Origin of the sequence: Streptomyces sp. NPDC005181 (assembly GCF_040608395.1) — a bacterium.
Classification (GTDB): Bacteria; Actinomycetota; Actinomycetes; order Streptomycetales; family Streptomycetaceae; genus Streptomyces.
In genome coordinates this window covers 1-21,836 of record NZ_JBEXID010000100.1, presented here as the reverse complement: position 1 = coordinate 21,836, position 21,836 = coordinate 1, and the positions used below count along the sequence as shown (strand labels likewise).

At 67.7% G+C, this 21,836-nt stretch carries 18 protein-coding genes and 1 pseudogene; 8 read left to right on the top strand and 11 right to left on the bottom strand.

The window, feature by feature from the left end; translation table 11 throughout:
* Positions 1 to 91: 91 nt before the first annotated feature.
* The 5 genes from ABZV38_RS34600 to ABZV38_RS34580 all read right to left on the bottom strand — a co-directional run bounded on the left by ABZV38_RS34600 (position 92) and on the right by ABZV38_RS34580 (position 6,225).
* Positions 92 to 745 (bottom strand): class I SAM-dependent methyltransferase, encoded by a 654-nt coding sequence (locus ABZV38_RS34600; RefSeq protein ID WP_356332417.1) that lies wholly within the window; start codon positions 743 to 745, stop codon positions 92 to 94.
* A gap of 856 nt (positions 746 to 1,601) precedes the next feature.
* Positions 1,602 to 2,024: a PIN domain-containing protein gene (locus tag ABZV38_RS34595; protein WP_356332415.1), complete on the bottom strand. Its 423-nt coding sequence runs from the start codon at positions 2,022 to 2,024 to the stop codon at positions 1,602 to 1,604.
* Positions 2,025 to 2,045: 21 nt separating this feature from the next.
* The gene (locus tag ABZV38_RS34590) at positions 2,046 to 2,318 is read right to left on the bottom strand and encodes a type II toxin-antitoxin system prevent-host-death family antitoxin (RefSeq protein WP_356332414.1); all 273 of its coding nucleotides are present in this window, start codon (positions 2,316 to 2,318) and stop codon (positions 2,046 to 2,048) included.
* Between the two features lie 116 nt (positions 2,319 to 2,434).
* A complete protein-coding gene (locus ABZV38_RS34585; RefSeq protein WP_356332413.1) occupies positions 2,435 to 4,567 on the bottom strand; it encodes a UvrD-helicase domain-containing protein in 2,133 nt (710 codons plus the stop codon).
* A 68-nt stretch (positions 4,568 to 4,635) separates the two neighbouring features.
* Positions 4,636 to 6,225, bottom strand: coding sequence for a protein kinase (locus ABZV38_RS34580; protein WP_356332412.1), 1,590 nt, complete (start codon positions 6,223 to 6,225; stop codon positions 4,636 to 4,638).
* Positions 6,226 to 6,238: 13 nt separating this feature from the next.
* On the opposite strand from ABZV38_RS34580, the gene ABZV38_RS34575 reads away from it, so the two are divergent.
* Positions 6,239 to 6,583 (top strand): SDR family oxidoreductase, encoded by a 345-nt coding sequence (locus ABZV38_RS34575; RefSeq protein WP_356332411.1) that lies wholly within the window; start codon positions 6,239 to 6,241, stop codon positions 6,581 to 6,583.
* A gap of 12 nt (positions 6,584 to 6,595) precedes the next feature.
* On the opposite strand, the pseudogene ABZV38_RS34570 reads toward ABZV38_RS34575, so the two are convergent.
* Positions 6,596 to 6,985 (bottom strand): annotated as a pseudogene (locus ABZV38_RS34570) (ATP-binding protein).
* Positions 6,986 to 7,229: 244 nt separating this feature from the next.
* On the opposite strand from ABZV38_RS34570, the gene ABZV38_RS34565 reads away from it, so the two are divergent.
* Together ABZV38_RS34565 and ABZV38_RS34560 are read left to right on the top strand one after the other, a co-directional pair.
* Positions 7,230 to 8,093 carry a helix-turn-helix transcriptional regulator gene (locus ABZV38_RS34565; protein WP_356332418.1) on the top strand — a complete coding sequence of 288 codons (864 nt, stop codon included), beginning with the start codon at positions 7,230 to 7,232 and terminating at the stop codon, positions 8,091 to 8,093.
* An 8-nt stretch (positions 8,094 to 8,101) separates the two neighbouring features.
* Positions 8,102 to 8,302: a DUF397 domain-containing protein gene (locus tag ABZV38_RS34560; protein WP_356332410.1), complete on the top strand. Its 201-nt coding sequence runs from the start codon at positions 8,102 to 8,104 to the stop codon at positions 8,300 to 8,302.
* Positions 8,303 to 8,671: 369 nt separating this feature from the next.
* Here the strand turns inward: ABZV38_RS34560 and ABZV38_RS34555 are convergent, their stop codons facing one another.
* The 5 genes from ABZV38_RS34555 to ABZV38_RS34535 form a co-directional block, all read right to left on the bottom strand.
* Entirely contained in the window at positions 8,672 to 9,028 is a 357-nt protein-coding gene (locus ABZV38_RS34555; protein WP_356332409.1) for a hypothetical protein, read from the bottom strand.
* Positions 9,029 to 9,079: 51 nt separating this feature from the next.
* Positions 9,080 to 12,277 carry a type I restriction endonuclease gene (locus ABZV38_RS34550; RefSeq protein WP_356332408.1) on the bottom strand — a complete coding sequence of 1,066 codons (3,198 nt, stop codon included), beginning with the start codon at positions 12,275 to 12,277 and terminating at the stop codon, positions 9,080 to 9,082.
* Between the two features lie 2 nt (positions 12,278 to 12,279).
* Positions 12,280 to 13,539, bottom strand: coding sequence for a restriction endonuclease subunit S (locus ABZV38_RS34545; RefSeq protein ID WP_356332407.1), 1,260 nt, complete (start codon positions 13,537 to 13,539; stop codon positions 12,280 to 12,282).
* Positions 13,536 to 15,545: a class I SAM-dependent DNA methyltransferase gene (locus ABZV38_RS34540; protein ID WP_356332406.1), complete on the bottom strand. Its 2,010-nt coding sequence runs from the start codon at positions 15,543 to 15,545 to the stop codon at positions 13,536 to 13,538. Before ABZV38_RS34540 ends, ABZV38_RS34545 begins: the two co-directional genes overlap by 4 nt.
* Before the next feature lie 77 nt (positions 15,546 to 15,622).
* Positions 15,623 to 17,776, bottom strand: a complete 2,154-nt coding sequence (locus ABZV38_RS34535) for an N-6 DNA methylase (RefSeq protein WP_356332405.1) — start codon at positions 17,774 to 17,776, stop codon at positions 15,623 to 15,625.
* A gap of 216 nt (positions 17,777 to 17,992) precedes the next feature.
* Between ABZV38_RS34535 and ABZV38_RS34530 the strand changes: the two genes are divergently transcribed.
* The 5 genes from ABZV38_RS34530 (at position 17,993) to ABZV38_RS34510 (ending at position 21,701) form a co-directional block, all read left to right on the top strand.
* Positions 17,993 to 19,219 (top strand): DNA sulfur modification protein DndB, encoded by a 1,227-nt coding sequence (locus ABZV38_RS34530; protein ID WP_356332404.1) that lies wholly within the window; start codon positions 17,993 to 17,995, stop codon positions 19,217 to 19,219.
* Between the two features lie 94 nt (positions 19,220 to 19,313).
* Positions 19,314 to 19,877, top strand: coding sequence for a hypothetical protein (locus ABZV38_RS34525; RefSeq protein ID WP_356332403.1), 564 nt, complete (start codon positions 19,314 to 19,316; stop codon positions 19,875 to 19,877).
* A gap of 92 nt (positions 19,878 to 19,969) precedes the next feature.
* The gene (locus tag ABZV38_RS34520; RefSeq protein WP_356332402.1) at positions 19,970 to 20,293 is read left to right on the top strand and encodes a hypothetical protein; all 324 of its coding nucleotides are present in this window, start codon (positions 19,970 to 19,972) and stop codon (positions 20,291 to 20,293) included.
* A 107-nt stretch (positions 20,294 to 20,400) separates the two neighbouring features.
* Positions 20,401 to 21,036 carry a hypothetical protein gene (locus ABZV38_RS34515; protein WP_356332401.1) on the top strand — a complete coding sequence of 212 codons (636 nt, stop codon included), beginning with the start codon at positions 20,401 to 20,403 and terminating at the stop codon, positions 21,034 to 21,036.
* A 59-nt stretch (positions 21,037 to 21,095) separates the two neighbouring features.
* The gene (locus ABZV38_RS34510; protein ID WP_356332400.1) at positions 21,096 to 21,701 is read left to right on the top strand and encodes a hypothetical protein; all 606 of its coding nucleotides are present in this window, start codon (positions 21,096 to 21,098) and stop codon (positions 21,699 to 21,701) included.
* The last annotated feature ends 135 nt before the right edge of the window (positions 21,702 to 21,836 follow it).

Here is a 21,836-nt window from a genome sequence, read left to right as displayed (position 1 = left end):
CCCGAAGACGCCCTGGACTGCGCCTGCCTCCTCTACCTCGGCGACCCCACCCCCTGACCAACACCCCTCCACAAACTTCCGCGGAGCAGCACTAGCCAGGGGTGGTCGGCGGTTCTGCAATGCCGATGAAGTTCCCGGACATGGACCGGATACGGACCGACCACCCCAGCATGGTGAGGTCGTCCGTGAGTGTCCGGACATCGTGGAATACCTTCACGATGCGGTACTGGCTGCCGTCATCGAGCCGGCGCAGCGCCGCCGGGGCCGGCTGGTTCGCGAGGACTTCCTCCTCTGCGGCTGCGGCGGGGCCATCGTCGATGAAGATCGCTTTGCCGCCCGGCGCGAGCGCGGCGGCGACGGTGTTCCAGAAGTCGGGCAACCGCGTCGGCGGGACATGGGAGAGCCAGAACGCGAAGAACACGGTGTCGTAGCGTCGTGGCGGCTGCCACTCGAACAGGTCGGCCTCAAGGAACTGGACGGTGGGGGAGGCGGTACGCGCACGAGCGAGGGCCAACACTTCGGCTGCCGCGTCGACAGCCGTCACCGAATGCGCCCGCGCGGCGATTCTCGGGGTCCACTGGCCCGTTCCGCAGGCCAGTTCCAGCACATCCCCGGCAATCGGGAGGTCATCGACGACAGCCAGCAGCTCCTGCAGGTCCTCGCGCTCGGCATAGGGTCGGTCGTATGCGGCCGCGCCGGCCCTGTAGTAGGCCATCTGCTCCGCCAGGAGAGCGTCGTCATCCAATGCAGGTTCCTCTCATCCGGGTTCGTTCGGAGCCAAGCGTGCTCAGCTCGCCGGCTTGGTCGCCACAGACATTGTCGGCCTTCACCTTTGGGCAAGGTCAAGAGTCATGAGGGCCTGGGGGCCGTCCCCGCCGACCGACCTCGCACCCGCTGCCGCCAGAGGGACCACGCCAGGGGATAGCGGGTGGGGCCAGTTGACGTCCCTGCGGCCAGCCCGGGCTCGAGAACACGCGTTGAACGAAGTCAACACGCCGAACGCCACGTCAATACAAGGTTTTCCATGGTCACCGTCAGTCAACGAATGTGGCCCAGATGCCCAAGAGAACCGGTTCAAGATCAGTTCGGTTAGGCAGGCGTGTTCGTGTGGGCAAGGGGTGCCGTAGGGGCGTCCGCAGGAGCTGAACTCGACCTTTCGCCGGTCGAAGTGCTCCTCGAACAGCACCCCGTACCCGTAGCTGCGGACCGTCAGCGCACTGCTGTCGTTCAGCGCCAGATCGCGCGGGCACTCGGTGGCTGGTTCGATCTCGTCGTCGTACCCGTTGACGACGATGTACGGAGGATGCGCCCTCCTCGCCGGGACCACCGCCCCAACGCGGGGAAGTCCGTCCGCCCCTCCATCGGTTCGTGCCGCCGGTCCACTCGTACTCGCCTCGTTGATCTCGGGAACCAGCACCGAGATCAACGAGGGGAGGTAGTGCAGAGGGCGGCTCGGCAGCGCGGCGGGGGAGCCGGACACCGCGTACCACCGGGCCGTGGAGCGCGATCTGCGCGAGGCGAGTGAGCGCAGCGCTACATGAGGGTGGCGGGCTCCGAGTGCCGGGGCTTTCGGAGCAGGCCCTGCCGCTCTTGGCCCGCCCTCAGAGGTCGTCGGGTAGGAGCCGGAACGCTCCATGGGCGGTGAGTGGCCGCATCATCCGGAAGTGCCGGTCGGTGGTGAACAGGTCAGCGGTCTGGAATGCGGCGGCGAGCACCACGTTCATCGCGTCAGCCAGCCCCACCCCGTGGCCGCCGTCCGCGTCCTGGTACCCGCGCATGACCGCCATGGCGCTGCGCAGATGCGGTGCAACCTCGGGCACTTCGAAGCGCCGCGCCTCGACCTGGTGAGCGACGAAGTCGAGTGCGTTCATCGAGGCACCGGCACCGACCCGGGCGGTCAGCAGATAGTCGAGTTCGGTAAGCACCATCGGCGACACCACAAGGTGGCCCGTGGCACTGAGCGCATCTCGGTGCGCTGCATGTTGTGGGTCCTTGGGCGTGAACAGGCGGTACAGGGCGTTCATGTCGGCGATCGCGACCGGAACTCACTCATCGACCGCACTCACGCCCCGAAGTGTCTCGTCGATCTCGTCGTCGGCGAGCACAGGCCCACCCAGGTCGGGAAGGTCCAAGGGCCCCATGGGGTCGGTACGGAAGGGATACGAGGGCCGCCCCAGGCGGGAGCCCCGGGGAACGATGTCCCCTATGGGAACGCCGTCCTTGGTGATAGTCACGGTTTCCCCGGCCTCGACGCGGGCCATGATGCGCGAGGTCTGCTGATTCAGCTCCCGGAGCGGAACTTCCCTGTTGTCGCTCATGACACCAGTTGTACTACTCGTTCTACATCCCGGCTCGGAGTGCGGGCTGAGGGCGCCATCGCATGACTGGTGTCCGGAGGGGCATACCCGCGCGGGTATGCCCCTCCGGTACGACCTCAGGCCGCTCCCGCTTCGACCAGGAACAGACTCGGCTCTCCCCACCAGGACACGTACAGCCCGTCGCGGGCCCGGGTGCAGGCGACGAAGAGCAGGCAGCGCTCAGCCATGAGATCCGCCTCGTGCTGGAGGCGGTCCACGTCGGCCGACGTCACGGCGCCCGGGTAGGGCAGCGCCCCGTCGTGCACGCCTATGACGGCCACGCACCGGAACTCCAGGCCCTTGAAGGAGTGCATCGTTCCGACGCGTACGGCTGGCGCGTCCTCCGAGGCGTCGGACCGCAACTGTGCTGCGCGGATGCCGGCGGCCGTCAGCCGTTCGATTGCCTTGGCACAGTTCTTGTTGAAGCGGGCGCTGACGCCGATCTCGCCGGGGCTGACACCGGCCTCGGTCCAGGTGCGGATCTGCGCGACGAGCGCGTCCAGTTCGGCCTCCTCCGACGCGGCCGCGTACACAGCCGGGCCGCTGCCGTGGAGGGCGGAGCGGTATCCCAGCAGGGTCTCGTTGGGGTCGTCGTCCTCCAACTGTGCGATGGGGCGGCCGACGAGCAGTGCGGTGGACCAGCTGAGGATCTCGTGCGTGCTGCGGTAGTTCTTCCGCATCTTCGTCGAGCGGCCCGCGACCTTGATGCCGAGGGCCTTCAGCGACACCTTCGAGTCGTAGATCCGCTGGTGCGGGTCGCCGGCAATGAAGAGGTCGTCGGGGCGCGCGGGGACAGCGGCGCGCAGGAGCCGCCACTGGGCGGGGTGCAGGTCCTGGGCCTCGTCGACGACGATGTGCCGGTACAGGGGCCCCTTCGCTTCGAGCAGGTCGGCGGCCTCCGCGCACGTTCCCAGGTACGTGCGCAGCCCGTCGGCGGCGAGCCGGTCGGAGAACTCCTGGACCGTACGCCACACCAGGGGGCGTTCGGCGGCCGGGAGGCGGCTCCCTCGCCCACGCCGGTCGGCGACTTCGTATTCCTCCGGACTCCGCAGGTTCTGCGCGAGGACGACGTGCTTGTACTCCTGGGCAAGGAACTGGGCGGTGCCCGTGAAGCCGGTGGCTTGCGCGGCCTGCTCCCAGCGAGGCTCCTCCTCGCTGCCCCGCAGCGGGCGGCGTGACGTGGAGACGACCCGGCTGGCCAGGGCGTCGACGGTGGTGATGTCCACGCGGTCGCGCAGTTCCTCGTCCTCGACGAGGGTGGCGAGCCCGCTGCGCAGGGCGGCGACGAGAGCGTTGGTGTACGTGGTCAGCAGGATGCGCTCGCCGTCGCGCAGGAACGTCAGCAGGTGTCGTACGCGGTGCAGGGCGACGACGGTCTTGCCGGTGCCCGGGCCGCCGGTCACCTGCGCCGGTCCGGAGTAGCTGGCCCGGTAGGCGACCTTGTGCTGGGAAGGGTGGAGAAAGACCCGCCAGGCCGTGAACGGCTTGTCGAGGATGTCGCGCAGCTCGTCGGAGGCGGTGATGAGAGCGATACGGGTGTGGGTGTGGCCGATGGCGGTCGCGTAGTCGCTCGTATCCACCGGATCGGCGGAGGCGGTGGGGAGGTTGAGGGACACCAGGTCGCGCCAGACCTCCTCCACGGTGAAGCCCTCGGCCAGGTACTCCAGCACCTCCCGCTGGTCCTGCGGGAAGTAGGGCGCGAAGACGGTCAGCTGTTCCTTGCTGGTGAGGACGCGGGCCTGGCGAAGGGTGGTCTCGTCGATGCCGAGGGCGGTCAGGTCGCCGTCGGAGACCTTGGAGAACAGCCGCTGGTCGGGTGCGGGTGCGATCCGCTCGTAGGCGGGGGTGAGTTCGTCGAGCATCTCGATGTCGCGGATCTCGACGGCACGGGTGACCGCGTTGATGCTGGCCTTCTGCTTGATCGCCCAGTCGATGGCCTTGTCGTGCGGCATCACGCGCAGCAGGACGAAGGTGTCCCCACGATCCGGGGCGAGGACGACGCCACGGGTGCCCTGGGCGATGCGGATGGTCCGGATCTGCGGATCCTTGGCCTGCTTCAGCGCCTCCAGTTTCAGCCCCTGGTCCTTGAAGAGCTGGTCCAGGGTGAGGCGCTCGAACTTCTCCCAGGCATCGAAGACCCCCTGCTTGACGGCGCCTTGGAGCTTGCTGAGCTGGGCGCAGAAGCCTATGTCGAAGGCGAGGTGCGGCATGGTGTTCCGTTCCGGTTACGTGCTGCGTGCGTCCTAGGAGTTCACGGTGTACGAGGTGTACGTGTCGCTCATCCAGCGCCGTCGCCGTCGAGCCCGAGGCGGATCACGGCGAGTGCCTCGGCGATCTCGATGCTCATCTCGTCCTTGGGGCCGAACAGCATGCACATGTCCTCGTGGAGCGGTTCGAGGATCTGCCGGGCCTCGGCGGCCCGCCCCTGGGCGAGCAGCAGCATCCCGATGTTGTGCCGCAGCTCGACGGCCTCCTCGCTGACGTCGCTGTCGAGGGTCCGTACGACGTTCAGTACGCCCTGGAGCGCAGCGAGCGCGTCGGTGACCTGACCCAGTTCGGCGCGACAGCGTGCGGCCTGGGCGCGGCAGGACCGTGCCTGCTCGCCGGTGGGGCCGGTGATGCGGGCGTAGGCGTCGGCGAGGCTGTCGAACTCGGGCAGAGCGGCCCGGTAGTCGCCACCGAGGAGGCGGACCGCCGCGCGCCGGCGGCGCAGTGCAAGGACCTGCTTGCTCTCGGAGCCGAGGGCGAGGCCGGCAGGCTCGATGACCTCACTGAGCACCTCGGCCGCCTGCGCGAAGCGTTCCTCTTCCAGGAGGGCGTCGGAATGGTCGTACGCCTCCTTGATGTCCTGGCGCAGCTGGGCGGGAACGGGCACCGGCTGGGACCGCGGGGCGGGGACGGCGGGCGTAGCACCTCCGGCCGGCGACGCCTGGGCGCGGGCGCGGGGCGCGTACGGGTGGCGGAACAGGCCGGTCGGGTCGGGAACGCCGGCCGGTCCGGCCTCGGTCGCGGTGGGCTCCTCGCCGGGCGGCGGGAGGAACGGCAGCAGCCGCTCGTACACCTCCTGCGTGTCGGCGGGCCGCTGCTCGGGCGCCTTGCGCAGCAGGTGCAGCACCAGCTCCTCCAGCGCCTCGGGTACGTCGGGCCGCAGCTGCCGCAGTGGGGTGGGCGCGGCGTTGACGTGCTGGAACATCAGCAGGTAATCGCTCTCCGCCGTGAACACGACCCGCCCGCTGAGGAGTTCGTGCAGGACACAGCCCAGCGCGTACAGGTCGGTCTGCGGGATGATGCGCCCGCCCCGGACCTGCTCGGGCGACATGTACTGGTAGGTGCCGACGGGGCTTCCGGTCGCCGTCAGCTTGGTGACGTCGGTGCGCAGAATCGCCGCGATGCCGAAGTCGAGGACCTTTACCGTGCCGTCGCGGGCCACGAGGATGTTGCCCGGCTTGAGATCGCGGTGGATCACCGGCACTTCGTGCGCATGCGACAGCACGGTCGCGACCTGCGCGGCGACGGCGACCGCCCAGCTGATGGGCAGGGGGTGGTCGGGGTGGAGGTAGGCGGACAGCGACAGGCCGTCGACGAGCTCCATCACCAGGAACAGTCGCTCGTACGACTCGTCGAGGACCGCGTCGTACACCTGCGGGACGCCGGGGTGCTGGATGCGCGCGGTGATACGTGCCTCGCGGCGGAACCGCTTGGCGAACTCCTCGGCCAGGTGCGGGGAGGTGATCGACGCCTGCCGGATGACCTTCACGGCGACGGGCCGGTCGAGGACGGCGTCATAGCCGCGCCATACGACGCCCATGCCGCCCTCGTTGAACTGCTCCAGGAGTTCGTAGCGGCCGGAGATCACCTGCTGCGGCACTTTGCCCCCGTGCGTGCGTGTGCTGGCCGGGGCGCGCTGCGGCGCTTGCCCCGATGTGGTTGGGGCCAGTCTCTCCGGTAGGGCAACCCCGGTCCAGCGGCGGTGCGATGGTGGGGGCTTCCTGCCGTGCAAGAGCTGGGACCACCTGCGCCGACGTGACCCCGAGGCGTATGAGGCGTACGCAGAACGCAACCCCAGCGGGCACCTGCTGAACGCTGAGGAGGTCGCCCGGGTTATCACTTACCTCCTCTCACCGGCCTCCGGAGCCGTGAACGGTGCCCACATCCCGGTTGACGGCGGCCAGCCGCAGGCGGGTCTGGGGACGGATCCGGGCCGGCGGGGCGAGGCGGCTACGTGAGTGGATGAGCGCCTACGACAGTCCCACGTCCAGTACGGCCCACACCGTTTTGCCCGGTCCGTCGATGCACGGATACCAGCCCCAGCGGTCCGTGAGCGCAGCAACCACGAGCAGGCCGCGGCCTCCATCCAGGTCGTTGGACGGTTTCGTGAGGGCGGGGATGCTCTCGCCGCGTGAGTCGGTGACCTCCACGCGCAGGGTCGCGCCCTCGGCGGATAGCCGCAGGCGGAAGTCGCGGCCGGGTACGCGTCCGTGGCGTACGGCGTTGGTGCTGAGCTCCGCGACGATCAGTGTCAGCACGTCGTGGGCGTCGCTTCCCTACGGGATGCCCCACGTGTCGAGACGTTCCCCGGCCAGCCGTCGGGCGAGTCGGGCACCGCGTGGGGTGGAGCTGAATCGCATGGTGAAGTGGTGCCAGGGAAACCGGGGTTGGGTGGGGCGAATGGGACGCACGGGGAGGTGTGACGGGTTGCTGTTCATGCCTCGACGTTGCTGCCTGGTGGCGTAGCGTGACCAGAAGTGACGCGCCGTCGGGTGTTGTTTGTACGCGATGGCGTGCGGTGTGTACGAGGCACGCTGCGTGACGATGTTCGGGGCGCGGCGTTGGGTCGGTGAGGTGGTGGGGTCGATGGACTCTTCGGAACCGATGGAACAGGGTGAGCAGGGCGAGCAGGGCGAACGGGATGACGCCGGGCCCCGGCCGGAGGACGAGCCGGGGTCGGGTGTGGTGACGGCGTTCGGGCGGCAGTTGAAGCTGCTGCGGGTACGGGCGGGGCTGGAGCGGGCGGAGTTTGGGAAGCTCACGGGCTACGCGGGCCAGTCGATCGCTTCCTTCGAGCAGGGCCGACGGATCCCCTCCCCCAGGTTCATCGACCGCGCGGACGAGGTGCTGGACGCCGGGGGCGTCCTCAAGGCGCTGAAGGAGGAGGTGGCGCGGGCGCAGTATCCGGCGTTCTTCCGGGATATGGCGCGCTTGGAGGCGGAGGCGGTGGCTCTCCACGTGTACGCGGCCCAGGCGGCTCCCGGCCTGCTGCAAACCGAGGAGTACGCGCGCGCCGTTTTCGCCATGCGGCGCCCGCTACTTGACGAAGACACTGTCGAGCAACGAGTCGCAGCCCGGCTCGCCCGACAGGAGATCTTCTCCCGTAGGCCGATGCCGACCTTGAGTTTCGTGATCGAGGAGTCGGTACTTCGACGTCCCATCGGCGGTTGGGCGGTACTGCAAGGACAGCTTGAGCAGATCATGCTGCACGCGCACCGTCGCAACGTGGAAGTCCAGATCATGCCCAACGAGCGCACGGAGCACTGCGGTCTGGCCGGACCCTTCACCTTGATCGAGAACCGCGACGGGCGGAGGATGGCCTACGTTGAGGTCCAGCGGGACAGCCGCCTCCACACCGACAGGTCGGCCGTCAGGGAGATCGAGGAGCAGTACGGGATCCTCCGGGCTCAGGCGCTGACTCCACATGAATCGCTGGCCTGTGTCGAGAAACTGCTGGGAGAGAAATGAGCAACCAGATGCCTGAGCCAACTGTGCCGGAGTCAGCCTGGTCCAAGAGCAGCTATAGCAGTGGCGAGGGCGGGGAGTGTGTCGAGGTTGCCAATGCCGCCGGAACCGTACACATCCGGGACTCGAAGGTCCGCTCCGGTCCGGTTCTGACGGTCACCCCCCAGGCGTGGGCCGGGTTCGTCCGGCTGGCCGCCGACCGGCCGGCCTGATCCGTACATTAGTAACCCCCGTGGGGGCCCAGTCGCACAGGCGGCTGGGCCCCCACGTCTTGCACGCTTGGCTGAGACAGAAAAACGCCCCCGCGCCGAAGAGCCGGGGGCCGACCACCAGATCAGATCCAGGTCACTTGGCGAACGTATACGCATTCATGCCGGGGAACGATGAGGTAGACGAAAAATCCGCTGTCGATATGTGCGGTATCTCCCTTCGAACCCAGCCCTTCGTACTGTGTTCCGTCGAGGTAGAAGGCCGCAGCAGCCCGCACCAGCTCGTCAGCTTTTTTTCGACCTCGGCGACGAACGCCGGCGGTGCGCCGCCGATGACGTACGCCTCGCTGGGTTCGTACTCCCACCTCCACGTCACTCGGACACCGCCTGCGTCGCCATGTCCTCGACGGCACGCAGCTCGTCCATGGCGGATCGGAATGCGGGGTCGTCCTTGCTGGTCGTGCCGTGGATCGTGGCGAGAGCACGGCTACGGCGTGCGGAGAGATCGGGCCGACGCTCGATCTCCACCTGAGCGGCCCAGTGGGTCAGCCAGTGCTGAAGGTGCCCGATCTTGCTGGTCCGAATGGCGGCGGCGAGTGCTTCTTCCTTGTGCTTTTCCATCTCGTCCAGGCGGTGAGGGGCGATCCGGGCGAGCGCCACACGGACGGCGTCGGGGGTACGTTCAGGGCGCGGGACCAGCTCCGTGCCGTGGTCCGGCTGTGTGCTCACGATGTCCTCCAAAGGGTGCCCCGGCCAGCATATCGAGCCGGGGCGTACGAATCAGACGTCGTCGTCCAGGCCCTCCTCGCGGCGGATCATCCGCCACGCGGCCTTGCGGGCGCTGCGGTCCAGGCTGGACTTGAAGCCCTTGTCGGGGCCGAAGTACTGGCGGCCCATGCCCGCGATGGTGTCGATGTGGTCGGCCATCTTGTCCGCGAAGACGTTGTCGAAGACGAGCCCGAAGTTGTCCTCGTCGTTGACGACGGCCGCCGCCCGCACCTTCGGGTCGGCCTTGGCCTCCTCGAACGGGCGGATGACGTCCTGCTCGGTGAACTCGGTGCCGAAGCGTTCGTTGAACTTCTCGATCAGCTGCGAGAGCAGCGACTTCTCCGCCTCCTTCGCACCGCCCGAGCCGTCGCCGAAGCCCTGCATCGTCGTCGGCCCCTCGGAAGTGAGGGAGACGTCGTAATCGCCGGTCTTCTCCACCCGCATGTGGCTGAGGTCGATCTCGCCTATGTCCACGCCGCCGTCCGCGCGGCGCGGCAGCCGGTTGAGGAGGTAGCGGCCGTAGAGGTGCAACCGCTCCAGCTCGGCGTCCCGGTAGGGGACGATCTGCGCGAGGAAGCCGTACTTCCTGACGTAGTCGTTGAGGTCGGCGCGGAAGCCCTCCGCCGTCTCCTGGTCGTCCTCGTCCTCGCTTTCGAGCAGGGGCGTGAAGCGGGCGACGGCGGGGGAGAGCAGCCGGTACAGCTCGGCGTGCAGCTTCTCCCACTTGGACTGTGACCCTGCCGCCTTCTCCTTGGCGGCGAAGTACGCGGCGGCGAACTCGTCCATTTCCTGCCCGGACAGGATCGCCGCCTGCATGACCCGGCTCTGCGCGGTGTATAGGAGGTTGGGGTCGGAGGGGAGGGTCATCGCCTCTTCGAAGTACGGGCGGAAGGACTCCTGTATGTCGTCGGCGTCGTTGACGAAGTCCAGTACCGCCAGGTCGGCCTGGGTCTTGCGCTCGGCGGTCCGGTTCAGCCGGGACAGGGTCTGGACGGCGGAGATGCCGGTCAGCGACTTGTTGACGTACATCGTCGTCAGCAGCGGCTGGTCGAACCCGGTCTGGTACTTCTCCGCCACCACCAGGATCCTGTACTCGCGCTGGCCGGCGCCGCCGGCTCGGGCGGCCTTGTCGTCGGCACGTGTGTACGCGAACGCCTTCGGCAGCGCGCTCTCCGACAGCCCGCCGTTCTCCTTCGGCTCGGTGGTCTCCTCGCCGTCGACGGTGAGCGACCCGGAGAAGGCGACGAGGACGCCCAGGTCGGGGTACTTGGTGTCGTAGTCCCGGTCCTTGATGTAGCTCTTGATGGCGCGTGCCATCTGGACGGCGGACTGCCGGGAGGCGGTGACCACCATGGACTTGGCCCGCCCGCCGAAGCGGCCCCGGCTGTGCGCCGCGAAGTGCTCCACGATCACCTGGGCGTGCTGGGCGACGGTCGAGTCGTGGGTCAGCGCGTACCGGGCGAGCAGGCCGTTCGCCTTCGACGGGTCGACCTCCTTCTCGTCGGGGTTCTGGTTCACCAGCTTCCAGTACGTGTTGTACGTGACGTAGTTGCGCAGCGGATCGAGGATGAACCCTTCTTCGATGGCCTGCCGCATGGAGTACGTGTGGAAGGGCCGATACGTCGCCTTGCCGTCGATGTCCTGGAGCGTGCCGAAGAGTTCGAGGGTCTTGGCCTTCGGCGTGGCGGTGAACGCGAAGTAGGAGAGGTTCGCGGCACGGGAACGCTGCTCGGCCCTCTTCTTGAGCTGCTCGTCGAGGCTGTAGGCCGGGACCTTGACCGCGGTCGCGCCCGCGTCGTCCGAGTCGGAGTCCAGGCCGAGGTCGCGCAGGGCGGCCCGTACGGCGGTTGCGGCGTCGCCGGACTGCGAGGAGTGCGCCTCGTCCACGATGATCGCGAAGCGGCTGCCCCGGATCTCGGTGGGGTTGCGTTGGAGGTAGTCGAGCAGCGCCGGGAAGGAGTGCAGGGTGACCGTGACGATCTTCCCGGTGTCGCGGGAGAGGGCCTTGGCGAGCTGCTCGCCCTTCGCCCCGTGCCTTTCGTCGATCTTCACGACAAGGCCTGCAGTCTGCTCGAAATTCCCGATTGTTTCCCGGAGTTGGGCGTCCAGGTTGCGGCGGTCGGTGATGACGATGACCTTGTCGAAGACCGGCACGCCCGGCCTGAGGCCCTTGGCGAGGGCCTCGGTGTCGAGTTCGCGCGGGTCGGTGGGGGTGTGCAGGTCGCTGAGGCGGTGCGCGAGCCAGCCGATGGTGTTCGACTTGCCCGAGCCGGCCGAGGCCATGACGAGGTAGTCGTGGCCCGCGCCGTGGATGGCGGCGTGCGCGGTGAGCCTCTTGACCGCGTCCCACTGCTGAAACCGGGGGAAGACCATCGTCTTGGTGCTGCCGCCGCCGGGCGTCTTGCTCTTGTGCAGGTGCACGAACCGCTGGAGCAGGTCCAGCCAGTTGTCCGGCTGCCAGACCTGCTCCCAGAGGTACGAGGTCGCGTACGTGCCGAAGACGGTCGGGTCCGGGTTGCCGGCGCCGCCCGGCTGACCGGGACCGTTGGAGCCGGTGTTGAAGGGCAGGAAGCGGGTGTTCTTGCCCTTGAGCTGGGTGGCGACGAAGACGAGGTCCGGGTCCACGGCGAAGTTCGCGACGACGCGACGCGTGAAGATCAGCTCGGTGGGGTCCCGGTCCGTGCGGTACTGCTCCTTGGCGTGCTCCACTCCCTGTTTGGTCAGCGGGTTCTTCAACTCGGCTGTGGCGACGGGGATTCCGTTAAGGAAGAGGGTCAGGTCGAGGCGGTTGCCCCAGTCGGCCTGCTTGGTCGCGTACTCGATTTCACGGACGACGGTGAGGCGGTTGGCCCGATAGCCGTCGAGCACGGAGTCATGGGCGACGAGGTTCGGCTTGAAGTAGGCGACGCGGAGCAGCACCCCGCGGTCCTTGACTCCGTTGCGGAGCACGTCGAGGAGACCGTTGGTGGCGATGGCCTGGTCGAGGCGACTGGCGAACCCGCGCTGGGCCTCGTTCGGATCGCTGCCGTAGACGGTGAGGAGCTCGTTCCACTCTTCCGGCTGGGTGGTGCCGATGAAGGTGAACAGCTCGTTGGTGTCCAGGCCGAGATCCGCCTGATAGTCCTGCGGGCACGCCTCGCGCCAGCCGCGCTCGACCATGGCGGCGACGATGGCGTCGCCGAAGGCGGACTCTGTGTGGATGGGACTCATGGCTACTCAGACACTCCGTCCGTTACATCGCGTCCGCTGGCGGTGGACACGTCGATCTGGCCGGTTACGGCGGCGGTGATGAGGGCTTGGCGGCGCTCGGCAAGTAGATCGAGCTGACGATTTACCTTGGGGCGTAGGGCATCAAGTTGCACTCGGCCGTGCGAGATTCTTGCCACCAGGTCGCGTTGCAGATCTGGACCAACAGCAGGGAGAGGCCATGCCTTCACCTCCTCAAACCTGATGTTGGCCATGGACTGCGAGACGCCGTTCGAGCCAGCGGCGCAGAGCGCTCGGATACGGCTTCCGCGTGCCACAGTGGCAACAAAGTCCGGAGAGATCCCTTGTGACAGACGAACACGGAAGATCTTGTCGGAAAGCAACAACTTGCTCCGAACCTTGTGCACGACCGCCGTTGATCCGACCAACTGAGGTGTGTTTGCTCGCGTGATGAGTAGGTCGCCCTCGCGAACCTCGCTCGTACGATCAGAACTTACGCCGTCGGGAAGACGCTTGTTCTCGTGGGGCAAGAAGAGCCCTGGACGCAGGCAGCTGACTTTGAGAACGCCCCACTCGTCGTCCTTAGCGGGGACAGCCTCGCACTGAGGGCTAGATCCCTGATCGACCCCCCACAGAAAGCGACGAAGGGGCACAGTGCCATGACGCTCGACGAGATCATCAATGGCAAGGTCCAACTGAGCGGCTTCACGCTCATCGAGTCGACGCATGACCTGTTGCTGCAAGCTGGAAAGTTGGTCGATGCGAGTGGTCTCGGCGTCGAGGAAGTCGGCGATGCGGCGCTGCTCCGCGGAATCAGGTGCCCTAAATTCGAGGTTCGCATAGCGTTCAGCATTGAAGTTCTGGATCGTTGAGGCAACCGATTCGGATCGAATTTTGTGCTGGAACGGTGCACTCCGAGCGACGTAGGCGAGGAACCGTGGATCCACGCCTTGCTGAGGTCGAAACCTCACTAGGTAGCCGGCAAATGTTGCACCTTCATCGACAGCACGGACCAGGTAGGACTGCCCTGGAGGGGTGCCGCTTCGGGATAGGAGAAGGTCACCCTCTTCGAGCGTGAACCGTTCTTCCGGAAGGTCTGATACGAACACCCCAGCTTCTGCAGGGGTGAGCGTGCCACTGCTGATGTCTGTCGTGCGCAGCAGACGTGTTCCCGACTCAGCGTAGTTTTCTGCCGAGGTGTTCAGCCCGTACTGGCCGGCATCTACGCATAGGTTCTTCAGACGAACTTGGCCCCAGTGAGTCACTCCGTCACCTCGCCCAGCAGCGCCTGAATCTCTGCCTCCAGGGACTTCAACTCCGCGTCGATCTCGGCCAGCGGCCTCGGCGGCTCGTACACGTAGAAGTGACGCGTGAACGGAATCTCGTAGCCGACCTTCGTCTTGGTGTGGTCGATCCACGCGTCCGAGACGTGCGGCAGCACCTCGCGCTTGAGGTAGTCCTCGACGTCCTCGCCGAGCGGGACGTTCTCGTAGTCGCGCAGATCCGTGTCCGGCTCCGGTGCGTCCTTGACCTTCTGGACCTCGCCCTGGGGGTCGCGGACGCCGATCGTCTCCCGGACCGCCTTCGCGAACGGTGCGCCCGACGGCCACGTCAGGCCGGCCGCGACCGCCGCGTCCTTGAGCGCGATAAACGCCTCGGACCTCGTCGTCCAAGACGAGCCGAGCAGCGGGCGCAGGGCCGCGACGAACTCCTCACTCTGCTCCAGCTTCGCCACCGGCTTAGCCTCGGCCAGCGCCGCCAGCGTCTCCTCCGTCACCTCGAAGCGCAGCTTCAGCGGCCGCTCGACGGTGATGCGCTGGTAGCCGAAGTCCTCGTTGGAGAAGACCTTGACCTTGCCATGCAACGGGTGCTCGGGGTCCTTCGCGACCTGCACGGCCTCCGCGTACAGCCGGGTGATGTCGCCGATGTGGTTGGGGCGGCCGTTCGTCCCGTTGCCGAGCTCCTTGCGCTTGTCGCCCAGCGACTTGCGCATCTTCTGCCACTGGTCGCGCGCGTCCAGCAGCACGACCTTGCCCTTGTGGTCGGCGTCCTTGCGGTTGGTCAGGATCCAGAAGTACGTAGAGATGCCGGTGTTGTAGAAGAGCTGGTCCGGGAGCGCGACGATCGCCTCCAGCCAGTCGTTCTCCAGGATCCAGCGGCGGATGCTGGACTCGCCGGACTGGGCCCCACCCGAGAACAGCGGGGAGCCGTTGAAGACGATGGCGAGACGGGAGCCGCCCCCGCCGTTCACGTCCACCGGCTTCATCTTCGAGATCATGTGCTGGAGGAAGATCAGGGAGCCGTCGTTGATGCGCGGCAGGCCAGCGCCGAATCGGCCGGCTTCGCCCAGCGACTTGTTCTCGTACTCGACCTCCTCCTTGACCTTCTTCCACTCCACGCCGAACGGCGGGTTGGCGAGGATGTAGTCGAACTTCCGGCGGGCGTGGCCGTCGTCGCTGAAGGAGTTGCCGAAGGCGATGTTCTCCGGGTCCTGGCCCTTGATCATGAGGTCGGACCGGCAGATCGCCCAGGACTCGGGGTTGAGCTCCTGCCCGTACACCTCGACCGTCGCGCCCGGGTTGAGGGCCTTGATGCGGTCGTCGGCGGCGCTGAGCATGCCGCCCGTGCCGCAGGCCGGGTCCATGACCGTACGCACCACGCCCGGCAGGCTGAGGGCGTCCGCGTCCGGGGCCACCAGCAGGTTGACCATCAGCTTGATGACCTCGCGCGGGGTGAAGTGCTCACCCGCGGTCTCGTTCGACTGTTCGGCGAAGCGACGGATCAACTCCTCGAAAATGTAGCCCATGTTGTGGTTGGGCACGACATCAGGGTGCAGGTCGAGGTCGGTGAACTTGCCGATGACCTGGTAGAGGAGGTTCGCGGAGTCGAGCTTCCTGACCTGCTGGTTGAACTCGTACTTGTCGAGGACCTCGCGGGCGTTGTCGGAGAAGGCGCCGACGTAGATCTGCAGGTTCTTCGCCGCGTTCTGCGGGTCGGCCGCGATCTTCCGCAGCGTGAGGTCGCTCTTGTTGTAGAAGGAGTGGCCCGAGGCGCGGCGCAAGAAGTGGTCGGTGTCGATTTCCTGGCCCGCGAACTTGGCGACGGTCTCGACGACCTTGTCACGGGTCAGCTCCAGGACGCATTCCAGGCGGCGCAGCACGGTGAGCGGCAGGATGACCTTGCCGTAGTCGGACTGCTTGTAGTCGCCGCGCAGGAGATCGGCGACGGACCAGGCGTGGTTCGCCAGCTCCGTGTGCTTACTGCTGTTCAACGCGTTCCCTTCGATGGCCCGCCCGGCTGGGACGGCTGGGATCCAGTGTGATCGATATGTGAAGGCGGTGTTGCCGTTCAGGCCAACGGGCTCTCGGACGGCGGGAGCAGCGCCCCGGCGGTCAGGCCGGTGAGCAGCGCCTGTGCCGTCTCCTCGGCGAGCTCGACCGTCCGCCGGGCAGCTGTACGCAGTTCGTAGGCGCGGCGGAACGCTGCCCCGTACCGCCGCTGCTCCTCCAGTGGCAGCAGCGGCACACGGAGCCTGCCCGGCGAGACATGCAGGATGGTGCTGCCCGTGGAGGCTCCGGCGATGTTGTCTTCGGCGCCGAGGAACCCCGCGAGGAACCATGGGTCGAGCCGTGCCGGGTCCGGCCGCAGCAGGTGGACGTGGTGGCCGAGCAGGGCTTCGGCATCCGCCTCATCCGCGACGCGGGCCATGATGCCGTTGCCGCCGGCGACGCCGCGTACGAGCACATCACCTGCGGCGACGGTATGCGCCGCATCGGTGCGCAGGTCCTCCGTCGAGCCCGACGGGCGTGCGCCACTGCTGATGTCGGACGCGGTGAGCACCGGGCGTTCCGTGACGTCCGTGTCCGGGCTCTCGGTTCGGGAATCCCCACGGCTGACAGGGACTGCCGCCCGTAGCAAGGAGAGTGCGCCTCCTCGGGCGAGATCGGAGACGGTGGCCGTACGCCACGCCCGCGAGGACTCCGCGGCCGCCTTCCACGGCCCATAACCCGCCGCACTCTCAAGGGCGTTGAGGGAAGCGGCGAGCAGTTTGCGCCGTTCTTCCGTGCGCTGTGCCACCTCTGCCGGATCGATGTCGACGGGTGCGGCACGCACCTGTCGGGCCGGGGTGAGGTCGACGAGATCGTCGACCAGGTCGATGGTCGGTACGGCGCGCGCGATGCCGGGTGCGTCGGTGAAGGACTCCGGGTCGTCCGTATACGCGGTCCAGTGGCCGAGGACCTCGTCGGACAGTGTGTTCCAGTCCACGCCCGTGCGACGGTGCCGCAGCCGGGAGTACGCGTCCCGCGGTGAGCTCGGCGGGCCTTCGCGCTGGTCTCCGCTCACATCCACGAACAGCACGGACTTGCTGTCCGTGCCACCCGGCTCGGGGCGCTGGAGGACCCAAAGGTGCAGCCCGATGTGCAGGGGTGCGGAGGCGCCGATGGGAAGCCCGACGACGGCGCGCAGCGCACCGCTGCGTACGAGTTCGGCGCGAATACGGCGGCCGGAGGCACGGGCGGCCGTGGCCGGCGGAAGCACCATCACCGCGTAGCCGCCGGACTCCAGATGCGCCAGCGCGTGCTGTGTCCAGGCCAGCTCCGACTCGATCCGCGGTGGCACACCATAGGCCCACCGCTGGTCGTACGCGAGCTCGTCGTGCCCCCAGTCGCGATCGCCGTACGGCGGATTGCAGAGCACGCCCCCGACCCTCAACTCCGGGAAGGCGTCGGCGCGCAGGGTGTCTCCCGCGCGCACGGCGACCTGCGCATCGGGCGCCGACACCAGCAGGCGTACGGCGCTGCGCTGAGCCTGTACGGGCAGCGAATCCTGGCCGTACAGCTCGGTCGCCCCCCGCCGAGCCGCTGCCGCGAGTAGGGTGCCGCTGCCGCACGCCGGATCGAGGACGCGTGTCGTGCGACCCGGTAGGAGCCGTGCCATCAGGTCCGCGAGCCTTAGAGGTGTCTGGTACGTGCCGGTGGAGGCGGCTGTGTCGTCCAGTTCACGTTCGGCGAGGACGTCGAGAGTGCTCTGGGCGCCCTCGTCGCGTACGCAGCGAATCAAGGCACGGAGCGCGCCGACGTCGTCAGCACGGAAGTGAACGGCCTCCGCCTCCGGGACCGAGCCGGCCAGCTCCGCTGTCGCGCTGTCGGCCTGGGCGATGACGTCGGAGTCCGGCAGTTCATCAAGAGCGGTGAGCTCGTCCGCACTGTGCCGCGAAGCCGCGAGGACGAGAGGGAACAGGCGTGCCGCGACGCCGGACCCTGCCCCGTGGAGCCGCAGCACGGTACGCAGCTCCTCGGACGGTGTGGCGGCGGACGACTGCCCGCGCGCCTCCAGCCATCCCCGTACCGCCTCCAGGTCGTAGAGCGGACTGGTGTCAGTGCCGCCGGATGGGGCCGGGAAGTCGTCGTGCCGACGGCGCCAGTTGCTGACGGTGGCGCGCGTGACACCCGCGATACGGGAGATTTCGGCGGCTGTCACCTGGGCTGATGGCTGTGGCATGGGTTCCTGGGCCTCTCGAGAGCGAACAGTAAACACCCTACAGCGGGCGTCAAATCCGTCAAGGCGTTTGACAGTGCTTTCATGGTGATGCTTATCTGGTTGAGCTTCCGGTTGGCAGCACTCGTCACGGCATGACTCCGTGGGGTGCTAGCTGCCCTGCCGGTGGCGCGGTGCCGAGACATGCACCGCGCTTCTGATCCCGAGGGGGGACACACCATGCACATCACCCTGCCGACCACGGTCGTCGAAGGAATCCAGCTCACCGTCATGCCGTTCCGTCCGGACGCCGTGATCGGGACCATGTCCGTGCCGACGCTCGTCCAGCTCGTGCCGTCGCCCCGCCGCGAGGAGGACACCAAGACGCTCAAGTCCGCAGCCGGTGCGGTACGGCGCCATGCCGAGCTGCGGGCTCTGGTGCAGCGGGCGCTGAAGTCCACGCAGAAGGGGAAGAACGTCGGCTCGTACGCTGAGTACATCGCCGACGGCGTGAAGGGGGAGCTGGGTGCCGGCTGGTCCACGCCGCCGGTCACCTTCTGGCACGCCGGACCGCTTGCCGCGCTCAGCGACGAGCTGCTGCCCGGCACCGGACCGCGGACTCTGACCATCACACCCGGTACCTGCGTCGTCGCCATCGACGGCGAGACTCAGACGACGGCCTGGCACGAGCTCTACGACGACCCCGAGCGGTACGGACTCACGTACGCCGAACTCGCCCAGGTGCGCGTTCCCTTCGAGCTGTACGTGGACCTGTCCGTCGCCGACGCACGGCAGATTTTCTACGACCGCAATGTGCAGGGCGTCGTCGTCGCCAAGAACCTGGCCATGTCCATGGACCAGCGGGACTTCGCGACCCGGCTCGCGCACCGTCTCGCCGAGGCTGTGAAGGTCGACGTCGACGACAAGCTCGTACCGTTCACGAAGCTCGTCAACGCCAGCAAGCGGCAGGTCGGCAAGACCGACCCGGAGGTCGTCACCCTCTCAGCGCTGCGCGCCCTCGTCATCACCGCGATCTTCGGGCGTGCCGGACTGTCCCGCTCGGCGGAGACCGTCCACGAGGACGAGCTCCCCGCAGGGACGAACTCCGAGCAGGTGGAGGGGAGCGTCGTCCCGCTGCTGGCTCGGCTGATTTCCGACCACTTCCCGCACTTCGCCTCGCGCAGCGCCATCACCGCGCCGGCCGTACTCGCGGGCCTCGGCATTGCCGTGTACCAGGCCACCCCGTGGGCCGACCCGATGAACGCGCTGGGTGCCGAGGACCTGCACCGGCTCCTTGCCGACATCCAGTGGGACCGCGAGGCCCGCTACTGGGACGGCGTCGCGGCAAAGGCGGGCGCCACGGGACGCCTCAACTTCAGCGGTGGCGTCAAGGACTCCGGCGGCCGGGTTGCCGACGCGATCCTCTACCCCGCCACCGAGGCGGGCCGCAGGATCCGCGGCCAGTAGCGCCGGACCTCACGCACAGCACCAGCCCGGACCGTCGTTCTGGCGGGCCTCGTACCCCGAACCAATCCGGCATCACACCTACTTGGAGCACGCCATGAACACTCCGCAGTATCAGGGCCCTGGACCGTACAACACGCCCCAGCACGCCGTCCCGGCCCCGCCGGTCCCCTTGCCGCACAAGCCCTCGCGCGGCAAGGCATGGCTCACGCACGGCGCGGTCGCCTTCGTCGCCCTGCTCATCGGCACGGGCATCGGTTCCAGCGGGGACGCTGACGCCGATAACAAGGCCGGCGCCTCCGCGAAGCCGGGGCCGACGGTGACCGCGACCAAGACCACCGAGGCCGGTCCTGCGCCGACCGTGACCAAGACGGTGACCGCCAAGCCGAAGGCGCCGAAAAAGACCCAGGAGCCCGGTCCGGTCACCAGCTTCAGCGGTGATGGTGAGTACCTGGTCGGCGAGGACATCAAGGCAGGGACGTACAAGACCGCAGGGGTGGACGGATCGTTCGGCTGCTACTGGGAGCGTGCCAAGGACGCGAGCGGGGAGTTCGAATCCATCATCGCCAACAACAACCTGAAGGGTCCTGGCCGGGTGACCCTCAACAAGGGCGAGTACTTCAAGACGAACCGCTGCCAGGAGTGGAAGAAGGTCGGCTGACCGGGAGGCGCAGCACCTTCACCGTCGCCTTCGCACGGCCATCGCTGCCGCGGCCAGCGACGAGGCAATACATCGCCATGGGGAGGGGCCGCTTGGACACGACTGGCGAGCCGGAACTGGCTGTGTATCACCGCCACCTGACACAGCTGCTCAAGGGTGACGACCGGGAGAACTTCCAGGCCTTGATGGTCCAGGCCCGGCACATCACCACCCGGTCGTACGAGACCAGCCTCTACGACCACCAGCAGACCTTTCGCCTCCTCTGGCACCACCTGGAGCACACCGGCCACCTGCGCCGTGCCCACCACGACGCCCGCGACCGTCTTGCCACCGGACAGGTGACCGGGGAGGAGGCCGAGAAGCTCGAACTCTTCCTCACCCTGTACGCCCGAATCCGGGCCGGCACCACCGGCTGACCAATCATCCGCAGCACCGGCAGGGGGCCCGATACCGCCCGTCCCGCGCCCGACACTGCCTCGCCCCGGCTCACCCCGCCATTGCCATCGTGACCAGGAGGACCACCATGGGACGCCGTTCCCCGCTCACCCGCGCGACTCGCCCCGCGACCGGGGCTCACCGCCAGGTGTACCTGAACGACAAGGTGAAGGCTGTCTCCGGCGCGGTCGTCCTGGCCACGGACGCCTCCGTCGGCCCCGACAGAGTCGCATCCGGCTATCTCGCCACCACCGGCCATACCGGGCTGCGAGCCCACATCTATCCGCGATACTTGGTGCACGCCCATTCCCGCGTTGTCGTGACGGAGCTTCGTGCCGTCTACTGGGGCCTCAAAGTGGTACTTGCCGCGCACCCCGGCCGACCGGTCGAAGTACGGGTCGACAACCTCCAGGCCCTGCGACACCTGCACGATTGGCAGCGAGGCGGGATGGACATGCCCGCGGGGTACGACATCCATCTGCGCTCGCAGGGGCACAAACCCAGCCTGCTCCAGCTGCAGTTGCTCGCCGAGTACACCCCGGACCTGACCTTCGTCCACGAGAAGGCACACATCGGCCACCCGCTGAACGAAGCCGCCGACTCGCTGGCGAAGCTCGGCCTCCGCTGCGTACGCGGCACTGTCCCGCGCACCGAACTCCCGCGCCTGGTGCCCCTGTGGGCCAGCGGCGCCCTCACCGACTACCAGCGCTCCCTGGCTGCGTGACGGCCGTCCGAACCTCCTGCACGACACCTGTGAGCAGCACCGCGAGAGGAATCATCACCATGCCCGACCACACCGTCGCCTCTCCTTCACCGGACAGCAGTGGTAACTCTCCGGCGTCCGAACTGCCGGGGGCCGAGTCCTCCGCTGGCCAGTCGATGCCGGGGACTTTGCCCACATCTGCTACGACGTCATCAACCGTCCAGTCAGCTTCGCGCCGCATCCTGGCCACCCGGATTCGGACCCTGCGGGTCGTCCCCGCTCTCGCTGTCGGTGCTGCCGCAGGCGCTGCGCTGGTCGGCCTCGCATGGACGCTCACCGCGGTCGACCTCGGCAACCCCGGCACCTTCAGTACCACCGGCGGCATCTTCCTCGCCGACTCCGACGGATTCGTCTCCGACGGCAAGAAGTGCATGGGTAAGGGCGGCTACGAGGACCTGAGGGCCGGAACCGAAGTCACCGTCACCGATGCTTCGGGCTCCGTGGTGGCCGCCGACAGCCTCGCCCTGGGCAAGGTCGTAGGTGAGACCTGCATGTTCAAGTTCACCGTCCACGACATCCCGGCCGGCTCCAAGCTCTTCCGCATCGAAGTCTCCCATCGCGGAGCCATCACCAAGACCGAAGCTGAACTCCGCCTGGGCGAGATTGCCCTGACTCTCGGCGGTTGACGGTCGGCCAACGCCGTAGCCCATCGACGTAGGAGAAATGGGGCTCTCCTGCCGTATGTGTGGGTGCCCTGAGCTGGTCTGATACGTGAAACACGCCGCTCTCTGTGAACCTTGAGGTGTCTAGCAACAAGGTTG

Bases quoted from the DNA above. Each gene is read 5' to 3' on its own strand.
- ABZV38_RS34595 (WP_356332415.1), bottom strand. From the start codon at position 2,024: ATGAACGCCCTGTACCGCCTGTTCACGCCCAAGGACCCACAACATGCA.
- ABZV38_RS34590 (WP_356332414.1), bottom strand. From the start codon at position 2,318: ATGAGCGACAACAGGGAAGTTCCGCTCCGGGAGCTGAATCAGCAGACC.
- ABZV38_RS34585 (WP_356332413.1), bottom strand. From the start codon at position 4,567: ATGCCGCACCTCGCCTTCGACATAGGCTTCTGCGCCCAGCTCAGCAAG.
- ABZV38_RS34565 (WP_356332418.1), top strand. From the start codon at position 7,230: ATGGAACAGGGTGAGCAGGGCGAGCAGGGCGAACGGGATGACGCCGGG.
- ABZV38_RS34560 (WP_356332410.1), top strand. From the start codon at position 8,102: ATGCCTGAGCCAACTGTGCCGGAGTCAGCCTGGTCCAAGAGCAGCTAT.
- ABZV38_RS34550 (WP_356332408.1), bottom strand. From the start codon at position 12,277: ATGAGTCCCATCCACACAGAGTCCGCCTTCGGCGACGCCATCGTCGCC.
- ABZV38_RS34535 (WP_356332405.1), bottom strand. From the start codon at position 17,776: ATGCCACAGCCATCAGCCCAGGTGACAGCCGCCGAAATCTCCCGTATC.
- ABZV38_RS34530 (WP_356332404.1), top strand. From the start codon at position 17,993: ATGCACATCACCCTGCCGACCACGGTCGTCGAAGGAATCCAGCTCACC.
- ABZV38_RS34525 (WP_356332403.1), top strand. From the start codon at position 19,314: ATGAACACTCCGCAGTATCAGGGCCCTGGACCGTACAACACGCCCCAG.
- ABZV38_RS34515 (WP_356332401.1), top strand. From the start codon at position 20,401: ATGGGACGCCGTTCCCCGCTCACCCGCGCGACTCGCCCCGCGACCGGG.
- ABZV38_RS34510 (WP_356332400.1), top strand. From the start codon at position 21,096: ATGCCCGACCACACCGTCGCCTCTCCTTCACCGGACAGCAGTGGTAAC.